Origin of the sequence: Bradyrhizobium australiense (genome assembly GCF_013114825.1) — a bacterium.
Classification (GTDB): domain Bacteria; phylum Pseudomonadota; class Alphaproteobacteria; order Rhizobiales; family Xanthobacteraceae; genus Bradyrhizobium; species Bradyrhizobium australiense.
Window position 1 is genome coordinate 511,655 of sequence record NZ_JAAVLX010000001.1, and the last position, 11,947, is coordinate 523,601.

General features: G+C 63.0%; 12 protein-coding genes. 8 read left to right on the top strand and 4 right to left on the bottom strand.

What is annotated here, in order from left to right; translation table 11 throughout:
* Window positions 1-250 precede the first annotated feature (250 nt).
* A complete protein-coding gene (locus tag HCN58_RS02345; protein ID WP_171577745.1) occupies window positions 251-1,519 on the top strand; it encodes a SulP family inorganic anion transporter in 1,269 nt (422 codons plus the stop codon).
* Here HCN58_RS02345 and HCN58_RS02350 read toward each other — a convergent pair.
* The 4 genes from HCN58_RS02350 to HCN58_RS02365 form a co-directional block, all read right to left on the bottom strand.
* The gene (locus HCN58_RS02350; protein ID WP_171577746.1) at window positions 1,516-2,097 is read right to left on the bottom strand and encodes a DUF2889 domain-containing protein; all 582 of its coding nucleotides are present in this window, start codon (window positions 2,095-2,097) and stop codon (window positions 1,516-1,518) included. The two genes, HCN58_RS02345 and HCN58_RS02350, sit on opposite strands and share 4 nt — an antisense overlap.
* A 29-nt stretch (window positions 2,098-2,126) precedes the next feature.
* On the bottom strand, window positions 2,127-3,104 hold the full coding sequence (locus HCN58_RS02355) for an NADPH:quinone oxidoreductase family protein (RefSeq protein WP_171577747.1): 978 nt from the start codon (window positions 3,102-3,104) through the stop codon (window positions 2,127-2,129).
* 84 nt (window positions 3,105-3,188) lie between these two features.
* The gene (locus HCN58_RS02360) at window positions 3,189-4,262 is read right to left on the bottom strand and encodes an LLM class flavin-dependent oxidoreductase (protein ID WP_171577748.1); all 1,074 of its coding nucleotides are present in this window, start codon (window positions 4,260-4,262) and stop codon (window positions 3,189-3,191) included.
* An 80-nt stretch (window positions 4,263-4,342) separates the two neighbouring features.
* Window positions 4,343-5,101 carry a FadR/GntR family transcriptional regulator gene (locus HCN58_RS02365; protein WP_210265831.1) on the bottom strand — a complete coding sequence of 253 codons (759 nt, stop codon included), beginning with the start codon at window positions 5,099-5,101 and terminating at the stop codon, window positions 4,343-4,345.
* 155 nt (window positions 5,102-5,256) lie between these two features.
* Between HCN58_RS02365 and HCN58_RS02370 the strand changes: the two genes are divergently transcribed.
* From HCN58_RS02370 to puuE, 7 genes are all read left to right on the top strand, one after another.
* Window positions 5,257-6,621, top strand: coding sequence for an ABC transporter substrate-binding protein (locus tag HCN58_RS02370; protein ID WP_171577749.1), 1,365 nt, complete (start codon window positions 5,257-5,259; stop codon window positions 6,619-6,621).
* The gene (locus HCN58_RS02375) at window positions 6,618-7,517 is read left to right on the top strand and encodes a carbohydrate ABC transporter permease (RefSeq protein WP_171577750.1); all 900 of its coding nucleotides are present in this window, start codon (window positions 6,618-6,620) and stop codon (window positions 7,515-7,517) included. Before HCN58_RS02370 ends, HCN58_RS02375 begins: the two co-directional genes overlap by 4 nt.
* An 8-nt stretch (window positions 7,518-7,525) precedes the next feature.
* Window positions 7,526-8,353, top strand: coding sequence for a carbohydrate ABC transporter permease (locus HCN58_RS02380; RefSeq protein WP_171577751.1), 828 nt, complete (start codon window positions 7,526-7,528; stop codon window positions 8,351-8,353).
* 5 nt (window positions 8,354-8,358) lie between these two features.
* On the top strand, window positions 8,359-9,150 hold the full coding sequence (locus HCN58_RS02385) for a shikimate dehydrogenase family protein (protein ID WP_171577752.1): 792 nt from the start codon (window positions 8,359-8,361) through the stop codon (window positions 9,148-9,150).
* Between the two features lie 160 nt (window positions 9,151-9,310).
* Window positions 9,311-10,453 (top strand): mechanosensitive ion channel family protein, encoded by a 1,143-nt coding sequence (locus HCN58_RS02390; RefSeq protein WP_171577753.1) that lies wholly within the window; start codon window positions 9,311-9,313, stop codon window positions 10,451-10,453.
* Between the two features lie 140 nt (window positions 10,454-10,593).
* Complete coding sequence (locus tag HCN58_RS02395; protein WP_171577754.1) at window positions 10,594-11,007, top strand: DUF3830 family protein; 414 nt, start codon at window positions 10,594-10,596, stop codon at window positions 11,005-11,007.
* Between the two features lies 1 nt (window position 11,008).
* Window positions 11,009-11,947, top strand: coding sequence for an allantoinase PuuE (gene puuE, locus HCN58_RS02400; protein ID WP_171577755.1), 939 nt, complete (start codon window positions 11,009-11,011; stop codon window positions 11,945-11,947).

Genomic DNA, 11,947 nt, shown 5'->3' on the forward strand with positions numbered 1-11,947 from the left:
ACGCACCGGTATCAGCTTCCGTCCGTCCGGGCAGCGAAAGGAGCCTCGCAGCATCATTGGGGCAGGCGGAAGGGACGAGCGGGAAGCATGTAGTCGCATGCCTGTGTCGCGAGCGGGGATGATTGCTGGCAGCGTTGGTTGAAGCCATGCGCCTGGTCAAATGAAATCGCTTCAGCCCGTATTTTGATCCGGTGGCAGTCCGCCGGGTCTTCAACTATAATCTCCGAATCCAGATTGGTTCGCCCGCCAAATGCCCGACGGCTCCGCCACTGCCCATCATTATCGCCCGAAGCTCGCCACCGTCCTGTCCGAGGGATACGATCTCGGCTGCTTTCGAAAGGATTTGCTGGCGGCTTTGACCGTCGCCATTGTCGCCCTCCCGCTCTCGATGGCGATCGCCGTCGCCTCGGGCGTCTCGCCCGAGCGCGGATTATACGCCGCCGTTATCGGCGGCTTTTTAGTGTCGGCGCTGGGCGGCAGCCGCTATCAGATCGGTGGTCCCGCCGGCGCGTTCATCGTCCTGGTATCGGCCACCGTGACGAGGTTCGGCATCGAGGGGCTGCTGCTGACGGTCTTTATCTCCGGCTTCATGCTGACGCTGATCGGTCTGCTGCGGCTCGGGGCGCTGATCCGCTATATTCCGCATCCGGTGACAGTCGGCTTTACCTGCGGCATTGCGGTCACGATCTTTGCCAGTCAGCTCAGGGATCTCGGTGGCCTCAAGCTGCCTGCGGTCGAACCCGGGCCGCTATTGCCGAAGCTTGTGATGCTCGGCCAATCTTTGCCGACCATCAGTCCGGCTGCGCTGGCGGTTGGCGTGGGGTCGGCGGGCCTGATCTTCCTGCTGCGGCGGCGGGCGCCGAATTGGCCGGGAATGCTGATCGCTGTCACGCTTGCTTCGGCCGCCGCCTCTCTGTTTCATCTGCCGGTAGAGACCATCGGCAGTCATTTCGGACAATTGCCGAGCGGCGTGCCGTCACCGCAGCTACCGTCGATCTCTTATGCTGCGGTGCTTGAGGTGTTGCCGGCGGCGCTTTCCTTCACCCTTATAGGGGCGGTCGAGAGCCTGTTGTCCGCCAAGGTCGCCGACGGTATGACCGGGCGCAAGCACCGCTACAACATGGAGGTGGTGGCGCAGGGCATCGCGAATGTCGCTTCCGCTATATTCGGCGGCATCAGCGTGACCGGAACGATCGCGCGTACCGCGACCAACATTCGCGCGGGCGCCTGCAGCCCGGTTTCCGGCATGGCGCATGCGATCTTCGTTCTGGCTTTCATGCTGGTCGCGGCGCCGTTAGCGAGTTTCATCCCGCTCTCTGCGCTGGCGGGCGTGCTGGTGGTGGTGTGCTGGAACATGGCGGAGAAGGAAGAATTCCTTCGCTTGCTTCACGATTGGCGCAGTGCGGCGGTGCTGATCGCAACTTTCGGCCTCACGCTGATCGAAGACCTGACGTTCGGCATCATCGCCGGATGCGCGCTGGCCGCAGCGTTGGCGATCTACGATCGCGTCCGCGCCTAATCCCTCGCCGGTGGCTTGGTCGCGAACTGCGGAAACATCGCCGCGACGACGGGGCCGTCGGTGCGCCAGGAGTGGCAGCCGCCGATGAAGAACGGGCGCTGGCCCGAGTTCTGCTGGTTCTCCAGCGTATCGCGGCCTTCCGGGTTCATGCCGTAGGACATGGTCTGGTACAGCGTGGTCACGGCGGGACCGAGCAATTCGGCGAGATGCGTGCAGGTCTCGAGCCGGCCGATCTTGCGCCGCACCGTCTCGCGCCAGCCCGGGCCGATCCGCTCGCCGATCAGGCGCTGCAGGACCGGCTCGACCTCGATGCAGGTCGGATACGGCGTCGCGCGCATCATCGCCTCCGCCTCGAGGATGGTCATGCGGTCGTCGATCGCCAGCCGCAGGCCGATGTCGTGCACGGGATCGCCCGGCTTCAGTTCGCCACGGAAACGATCGGCACGCTGGGTGAAGGGTTTTGTATCCCGCAGCCACGCCTCGACTTCCCAGAGTCCGTCGTCGCGCAGAAAGCCTTCGCATTCGACCGACCGCCTATGCATCAAGCGGCGCGATTTGTTGCTATCTTCCAAAGACATCAGTCCGTATCCTGCTTCGACGCGTCGCTTCAACCGAACTTCACGATCATCTTCCCAAGCGCCGATCGCGACTGCATGGTCTTGAATGCCTCTCGGAAATTCTCGAACGGCACGATCTTGCCGACGACGGGCTGCAATTTGCCCGATGCCAGCCAGTCGAACAATTGCGCCATCAGGCGGGCGTGTGTTTCCGGCTCGCGCTTCTGGATCTGGGCGAGATCGACGCCAAGCAGCGCGCCGCCCTTGAGCAGCGGCAGGTTGAACGCCAGCGCCGGAATGGTGCCGGAGGCGAATCCGACGACGAGGTGCCGCCCGCGCCAGGCGATCGAGCGAAACGCCTGCAGCGCTATTTCGCCGCCGACGGGATCGAAAATGACATCCGGGCCATGCCCGCCGGTCAGCGCCTTGAGCGTGTCGCGCCAGTCCGCCTGGGTGTAGTCGATGGTCTGATCGGCGCCGTGACGAACCGCGAAGTCGCGCTTTTCCGCCGTCGAGGCGGCGGCGATCACCCGCGCGCCCATCAGCTTGCCGAGTTGAACCGCGGCGATGCCGACGCCGCCGGCCGCGCCCAGCACCAGCAATATCTCGCCTTCGCGCAGCGCCGCACGGGCCTCCAGCGCATAAAGCCCGGTCAGGTAGTTGGCCTGAAACGATGCGCCGGCCTCGATGGGAACTTGCGGCGGCAGGTGCTGTAGTGCCGCTGACGGTACCGAGATATACTCGGCGAGCGCGCCGGAACGGGCCATTCCAATCACGGGCATGCCCGGCTTGAAGGCGCCGACTTTATCGGCGACGGCATCGACCGTTCCGGCAAACTCCGTCCCCGGCACGAACGGCAGCGGGTCCTTGGTTTGGTAGAGACCCTGCACCTTCAAGCCATCGACGAAGCCGACTGCCGCCGCGCCGATCCTGACGCGGACTTCGCCCGCGGCGAGGTCGGGCGTATCGATCTCCTTGATCGAGATGCCGTCGATCGAATTGTAGTTGTCGACAACGACCGCCTTCATGCAAATTCTTTCATGCGTTTTCTCTTCGTGCGCCAAGATGTTGCGCCGGCATCTTGAGATGCCTGCGGATGCTTGAGGTGAACTCTATTCGGCCGCTTCGGCCTGCCGGTCGATCGCAAGCGCGCCTTGCTTGATGCGTGGAATCAAGTCGCGGCCGATCGCCATCGTGTCGTGCGGATTCTCAAAACCGCGCAGCAGGAAGGAATGAATGCCGAGCCGGTAATATTCCAGCACCGCTGCCGCGATCTGCTCGGGCGTTCCAACCAGGCAGGACGTATTGCCGGGGGCGCCGGTGGCCCGCGCAATCCCCATCCATAGCCGTTCGTCATGGACATCGCCGCGCGCGGCGTAGCCGAGCAGGCGCTCGGCGGAATGATTGGTCGGCTGCGGCGCGGCGCCGGTCTTGCGTTCGACGTCCGCCAGCAGGGCGTTCGCCTTGTCCCACGCCGCACCTTCGGTATCCGCCATGACCGGCCGCAGCGACATGTTGAAGCCCACCTGGCGCCCGAAGACGGCGGCGCGCCGGCGGAAATCCTGCACCCGTTCCCGCGTTTCCTTCAGCGGCTCGCCGAAGATCGCGAACACGTCGCAATGCTTGGCTCCCATCGCCAGCGCGCCCTCCGATGAGCCGCCGAAGAACAGCGGAGGAAAGGGTTTCTGATAGGGCTTGATATCGGAGAAACCGCCCTCGACGCGGTAGAACTCGCCCTTATGATCGATCGGGTCGTCGCTGGTCCAGAGTTTCTGCATCACCTCCAGATATTCGCCGGCGCGGCGATAGCGGTCGTTCTTGGGCAGAAAATCGCCTTCGCTGGCCTGGTCCGCGTCGCTGGTGCCGGCGATGATATGCAGCGCCATCCGGCCCTGCGTGAGTTGGTCGAAGGTCGCGACCTGCCGCGCGGCCAGTGCGGGGGCCACCGAGCCCGGCCGGTGCGCAATCAGGAACTTGATCCGCTCGGTGTGGTCGGCGGCATAGAGCGCAATCGCAAACCCTTCGGCGGCGGAGGCGTAATATCCGACCAGGACGGAATCGTAATTCCACTGCTCATGCAGCCGGGTGAAATCGACTACCCATTGCCGCGATATCTGTCCCTTGATCAGGTGAACCGCGGCGCCCTCCTGCTGGGTGCCGATCATTCCGATGATTCTCGCGGGCATGAGTGTTTCCCCGGCGCTTGATGCTTGACGGGAATGAAACGCGCAACACCAAGGGAAAGCAAGCGTTTAGGACTGTTCCGTTACGCGTCGTGTTCACGGCTGGCATCCGCTGCCGCGATCGCTTCGCCATGCCGGCGTGACAAGGCCAAAGTAATGTTGCGCTCGGTCAGGTCCATCAGGCGATGCATCGCGAGCCGCGCGCCGTCGGGATTGCGCGCCCAGATCTCGTCGAGGATGGCGCGGTGATAGGGCAGGCTCTTGCGCGGCGCGCCCGGGTTCAGCGTCGAGAGATCGAACGACATCCGAAGCGCCGCCTCGACGGTGGCGCCGAAGGCGACCAGAAAGTCGTTGCCGGTCGCTGTCAGGATGCCGCGATGGAAGCGCAAATCAGGCTCGGAATAGGCGCGGCTGTTCATCCCGGCGGCGTCCATCTCACGATAGGCCCGTTCGATCCGGGCGAGGTCGGCATCCGAACCGCGCTCGGCGCAGATCGCGCAAGCCTCGGGTTCGACGATCCGGCGCACCTGCGTGAGCTGGCGGGCGAACTCTTCCGTGGGACGCAGCGCCCACGTCCACTCCAGAAGCTCTGCATCCAGCATGTTCCAGTTGATCCGCTCGCGTACATGGGTTCCGGCCTTCTGCCGCGCCGCGATCAAACCTTTTGCCTTGAGGATGGACAGTGATTCCCGGATCGAGGTTCGGCTGACACTGAATTGCGATGCGAGCTCGATCTCGCGCGGCAGCGTCCTTCCCTCCTGCCATGCGCCGGAGACGATGAGCTTGGCGATTTCGCGCGCGACGTGGGTGTTGGACTGGCGGAGCTCGACTTCCCTGGGCAAATGATGACCCTCAAACCTTTGAAATAATATTGTCTGCTTTATTGCGATACGATGTCAATTGATAACGCCAAAACAGCGATTTTGAGAGAAGCCTCCTTTTGACAGTAGATTTTATGTCGGTCATATTGTCGAAAAAGACCGTCAGGGAGGGCGCCATGACCAGGAAGAATTCGAGCCATAAACCCGCGGGCCTCAGCCGCCGAACGCTGCTCCGGGCCAGCGCCGCCATCCTCGGCGCGGTCGCATTTCCCCTACCGGCCATTGCACAAACCAAACCGTTTGCCGGCGTCACGCTGCGCGGCGCGTCCTTCCAGCACCGCTTCTTCACGTTGCTGCAGAATTACATTCCGGAGTTCGAGGCGCAGACCGGCATGAAGGTCGATCTGCAGCTCTCGGCGTTTCCGGTCTACAACCAGCAGGCCAATCTCGAATTGTCGTCGGGCGGCTCGGCATTCGATTTCGTCAACGTCACCTTCATCCTTGCCGCGCGCTGGGTAGCAGCGGGGCTGCTCGCCAATCTCGACGAGTTCACCGGCGATCCCAACCTGACTCCGGCGGAATGGAATCCGAGGGATTTTGTCGAAGGCGCGCAGGTGCCTTACCGCGACGCCAAGGGCGCCACCTACGGCTATTCCTGGGAAGGCGGCGCCATGGTGATGGGCCTGTCGCGCATGGACGTGATGGAGAAGCGGGGACTGAAGATTCCGAAGACCTTTGCCGAGCTGGAGCAGGTCTGCGCCGCGATGAATGGCGCCGACAATGTCAACGGCATCGTCAGCTTCCAGCTTCATCACTGGTGCTTGCCGCCCTACATCCGGGGCTTTGGCGGCAACATCTTCCGCAACCCGCCCACCGACATCATGCCGACGCTGAACTCGCCGGAAGCGATTCAGGCCGTTGAATATTACGCGAACCTGCTGAGGAACTACGCGCCGCGCGGCGTGCTCACCTACACCGAGGATCAGGCGCGGCAATCGCACATGACCGGCCGCTCCAACATCTTCATTCATTCCAGCGCCTGGATTACGCCGATCCTGCTCTCGAACGACAGCAAGGTGAGAGACACCTCGCGCGTCGTCAGAATGCCTGCAGGCCCCGTGCATGATTTCCCGGCCGCGAACAGCCAAGGTCTCGGCATTCCCAAGAACGCCAAAAACAAGAAAGCGGCCTGGGAATTCATCAAATGGGCGCTCAGCCCCGAAATCTCGATGCGGCTCGTCAAGGAGCACGGCCATTCTTCGGTCTGCCGCAGATCCGTGATCGAGAGTGAGGAATACCGCAAGCTGAACACCGTCAACGGCCAGGACCTCGGCGCGCTCTATCTCGAAGTGCTAGGGCTTCCGGCCAAGGGCGAGAACTACATGGCCTATCGCACGGTGAAGGAGTTTCCGATCATTGGTGATGTCCTGAACAAGGCATTTGAACAAGTGGCGACCGGGCAGCTTGCGGCGGCAGCGGCGATGAACGCGGCGCAGGAGCAGGCGGTGGCCAATCTCCGCCGGGCCGGGACCGCGCTTTGAGCGGAAAGGGACTGGTCGACGCCGAGCGCCGCCGCTTCAACCGCCTGGCGCTGGCGCCGAGCCTGATCGTGCTGTTCGTGATTGCGGTGCTGCCCGCGATCTATCTGGTAGTAACCAGCCTGACGCCGTTCCAACTGGTCAATCCGGGATCGTCGACCGATTTCAGCTCACTCTTGCGCAATTATCGCCTGCTCCCCGGCGACCCTCGCTTCGTCAATTCGCTGTGGGTGCAGGCCAAGCTGTCGTTCTGGGGCGTGCTGTTGCAGGTCCTGCTCGGCATGCTGTTGGCGCTATTGCTGCACACGCAGTCGCGCGTCGTGGAATTCGCCCGCACCCTGTTCCTGATTCCGATGGTGCTGCCGCCGATCGTCGTGGCGATTATCTGGAAGCTGATCTATACGCCCGACATCGGCCCACTCTACTACGCCGCTAGCCTGCTTAACGTGACCATGCCGTCGCTGACCTCGAGCGTCGATTTCGCGCTGACCGCTATCATCATCGCCGATACCTGGGAATGGATGCCCTTCACCTTCCTGATGGTATTGGCCGCGCTGCAGACCATTCCGGAGGAGTTTTCCGAAGCCGCTCTGGTCGACGGCGCCAACCGGCTGCAGATCTTCTTCTACATCACGCTGCCCTTCATCACCCCGATTCTGGTCATCTCGGGCATGTTTCGCCTGATCGACAGCGTCAAGGCATTCCCGCTCGTGTTCCTTTTGACCGGTGGCGGGCCGGGCAGCGTCACAGAGGTCACGAACTATTACGCCTATCTGCTCGCATTCGACTTCAACGAGATCGGCTATTCCTGTTCGGTCACCATCGTGATGCTCTTGCTCGTCGTTGCGGTCAGCCTCGGCGTGGTGTGGATGGGCCGCCGCCGCGAAGCCATGGCATGAGCGGGAGTATGACAGGCCCGGTCCGCCGTTCGGCCAGCGCGCGCCGGCTTGTTGCGATCGGCGTGACGCTGATCGTGCTGCTGTCGCCGTTCCTCTGGCTTCTGCAGATGAGCTTCAAGTCCAACGACCTGATCCTGCAGTTTCCGCCGCCCTTGATCTTCACGCCGACGCTGGAAAATTATGCGTCGTTGTGGCGCAGCGCGTTTGCGGCCTCGTTCGGCAACAGTCTGATGAGCGCCTCGTTCTCGACCGCGCTGGCGCTGTTGCTCGGCGTGCCTGCGGCCTACGCGTTGTCGCGATGGGCGGGGCGGGGGAAGCACGCGCTGAGCTTTGCGATCCTGGTAACGCGGATGGCGCCGCCGATCGCGTTCACGATCCCGTTCTTTCTGTTCTATCGCTGGATCGGGCTGCTCGACACTGTCACTGGGCTGGTGCTGGTCTACACCAGCTTCAACCTGCCGCTGGTGATTTGGATGATGCAGCCGTTTTTTGAAACTGTGCCGCCGTCGCTGGAAGAGGCGGCGCTGGTCGACGGCGCGTCGACACGCGTGGTATTCCTGGAAATCGTGCTGCCGATGGTCGCGCCCGGTATCGCCGCCACCGCGATCCTGTGCTTCCTCTACGCCTGGAACGACTTTTTCTTTGCGCTGATCCTGACGCGGACCAACGCGCGCACGGCGCCGGTCGCCGTAGTCAACTTCATGAACTACGAGGGATGGGAGTGGGGCAAGATCGCCGCGGGCGGCTCGCTGGTGATGGCGCCGGTCCTCATTTTCTCGCTCGCGGTGCGCCGTTATCTGGTGAGCGGGCTGACAGCCGGCGCCGTGAAAGGATAAGAGCGATGCGGCTTCCGACCGGTGCTTCACGATTTGTATTCATCTTTGCCCATCCGGCCGGACACGTCGGCGCGCCCCGCCATTACACGCCTTACTTCCACGGCAACGGGCTGGACTGGCACATGGTGCCGCTCGACATAGCGCCGGAACATTTTTTCGAAACGATCCGCGCGCTCGCGAAATCGCCCAGCGTCGCCGGCTTCAATCTTACAATGCCGCATAAGCCGGCGGCGTTCGAACTGTGCGATGCGGTCGGGCCGGCCGCCGAGTTCGAAGGTGTCGTAAACACGATCCGGATCGAGGCCGGTGGTCGGCTGGTCGGCGAATCCTTCGATGGCGGCGGCTTTTTGAATGCCGCGCGCGAGGCGGGGATCTTCGATCCCGACCGCCGTTGCGTCGTGATCGGAGCGGGCGGCGCCGGCCGCGCGATCTGCCACGCGCTGGCTGCCGCAGGTGCGAGGCGGCTGCGAATCCTGAACGAAACGCCAGCGCCGGCCGAAATCCTCACCCGAAAACTCCGCAGCCGTTTCGTCGATCTTGAGATCAGCCTGGACGAAAAATTCGACGACGCCGGCCTGCTCGTCAACGCCACCTCGCTCGGGCTTCGCGAGACGGACACCCTGCCGATGGATCCCGCGAGGCTGCCGGATGATTGCGCCGTGTTCGATATCATCGCGGCACGCCGGACCGAGTTCATGCAGGCTTGCGCCGCGCGCGGCCTGAAGATGGTCGATGGCGTCGCAATGATCAAACACCAGCTGCCCCTGCAGACCGCATTCTGGCGCGGCGAATCCTGAGCGATCGCGCGCCGCAACCGCGTACCATCAAGGCAAAGTTCCCGTTCGCCGATTGATTTTCGCGATGCGCTTAGCGAATTGCTGCGCTGCGTCAGGTGTGGGAGCAATGCAAGGACCAATGCGTTAGCGGCCGAACGGTGCTGCGCAGCGGGGATCCGGCATGGAAGATCTTCTGTCAAAGTTCGAGCAGATGTTTGGCTGGGTGCCACAATGGCTGGTGGGGCTCGGCCTCGTCGTCGGCGCCGTTGCCGTGGCACTGTTCGTGCACAGCATTGCCGCAACAATCATTAAACGCGCGATCGGGATGCGCTGGCCCGCTGTGACGTTGCTTCTGCAACGCGTCGCCGGCCCGGCGCGGCTCGCGCTTTGTCTCGTCGCCGTAGCGCTGGTGCTGCCGCTGGCGCCTTTGAACGACGTGCTGCGCGAACAGCTCAGGCACTTCTTTGTCGTCGCCGTGATCGCGCTGACCGGATGGATTACGGTTCGCGCCGTGGACATGGGGGCCGCGCGTTATCTGCAGCGCTTCCGCCTCGATACCGATGAGAATTTTCTCGCCCGCAAGCACGTCACCCAGGTTCGTGTCTTCAAGCGCGTAATCGATACCTTGATTGTCATCATCGCCGTTTCCACCGCCCTGATGACCTTCGAATCCGTCAAGCAGTACGGTGTCAGCCTGTTCGCCTCCGCCGGCGCCGCCGGCCTGATCGTCGGCCTTGCCGCGCGGCCGCTGCTCTCAAACCTCATCGCCGGCGTGCAGATCGCAATCACGCAGCCGATCCGGATCGAGGACGCCGTCATCATCGAGAACGAATGGGGGTGGGTTGAGGACATCGCCTCGACCTATGTTGTGGTCCGGCTGTGGGACTGGCGCAGGATGGTCGTCCCGCTGTCCTATTTCATCGAGCGCCCTTTTCAGAACTGGACCCGCGACACCCAGTCGCTGATCGGCGCCATCACTTTTCACGTCGATTACTGCACCGACGTCTCGCGGATCAGGCAACGGTTAGAGGAGGCCGCGCGTGAGTCAAAGTTGTGGGATGGCGCCGTGGTCAATCTCCAGGTGATCGAGGCCAGCCCGCGATCGATCGAGCTTCGCGCATTGGTCAGTGCCAGATCCGCGCCGCAATCCTGGGATCTCCGCTGCGAGATCAGGGAAAAGCTGCTCGCCTTCATTCGCGAGGAGATGCCCGAAGCCTTCCCGCGTGAACGCGCCATGATATCGCCGCCGCTCGCCGACTTCAGCGGCGCTTTCGAGCGTGGCGAGGCGCAGCCCCACCCGGTGCCGGCGAGGGCCCATAGCTAGGTCCTGCACAGGCGAGTTCGCGGCTCCGATGTCCTCGCCGAAACTGCCGGACGGGGCCGGAATCGGCCTTGCGTCCGCTTGTTCGGGCTGTAATGGATACGGCTGAGCCACTTCCGCAATACATCCAGAAGAAGAGATCGATGAGCCAACTGATTGTCCGCGCCGGCGAATTCACTTTCCATGCCCGCTTCGAGGAGCAGCTGGCGCCCAAGACGGTTGCCGCCTTCCGCAAGGCGATGCCGTTCGAGAGCCAGGCGATCCACGTCCGCTGGAGCGGCGAGGGTGTTTGGATGCCGCTCGGCGATCTCGATTTCGGCGTCTCCTACGAGAACCACACCAGCTATCCCGCGCCGGGCCAGATCATTCTCTATCCCGGCGGCATCAGCGAAACCGAAATTTTGCTGGCCTATGGCGGCGTGCATTTTGCGAGCAAGATGGGCCAGCTCGCCGGCAACCATTTCGTCACCCTGACTTCGGGTCTGGAGAACCTGACTGCGTTCGGCAAGACGGTGCTGTGGAAGGGTGCGCAGAAGATCCGCTTCGAGGAAGTCTGACGTGGCCGCGCCGACCTACCCGCGCGACTTCCGCGGCTACGGCCGCAACCCGCCCGATCCGAAGTGGCCCGGCAATGCGCGGGTCGCGGTGCAGTTCGTGGTGAATTTCGAGGAAGGCGGCGAGAACAATGTCCTCGACGGCGATCGCGCCTCGGAGGCTTTTTTGTCCGACGTATTGGGCGCGCAGCCCTGGCCCGGACAGCGCCACGCCAACATCGAATCGATGTTCGAATATGGCTCGCGCGCCGGTTTCTGGCGGCTGTGGCGGATTTTCGCCGAACGCAATTTGCCGGTCACGGTGTTCGGCGTCGCGAAAGCGCTGCAGCGAAATCCTGAGGTGGTTGCCGCCATGAAGGAGGCCGGCTGGGACATCGCCAGCCATAGCCTCAGATGGATCGAGCACAAGGACATGTCGGAAACTGAGGAGCGGACCGAGATTGCGGCGGCGATCCGCGTCCACACCGAGGCAACGGGGCAGCGCCCGCTCGGCTGGTACACTGGACGCTCTTCGATCAATACGCTGCGGCTCCTGATGGAAGTCGGCGGTCTGCTTTATCTCTGCGACTCCTATGCCGATGACCTGCCATACTGGATCAAGGCGCGCGGCTCCAAGCCGCATCTGGTCATCCCCTATACGCTCGATGCCAACGACATGCGTTTTGTCAACGCGCAGGGCTTCGGCGACGGCGAGGAGTTCTTCACGTACCTCAAGGACAGTTTTGACGTTCTTTATGCGGAAGGCGAGAGTGCGCCGAAGATGATGTCGGTCGGCCTGCATTGCCGGGTCGTCGGCCGCCCCGGCCGCGCCGCGTCGCTGATGCGCTTCCTCGATTACATCGGAAAGCACGAGCGCGTCTGGATACCGACGCGGCTGCAGATCGCGCAGCACTGGCACGCCAACCTCTCGGACCTCGCCGATGACGCTTTCGATATCGGATAG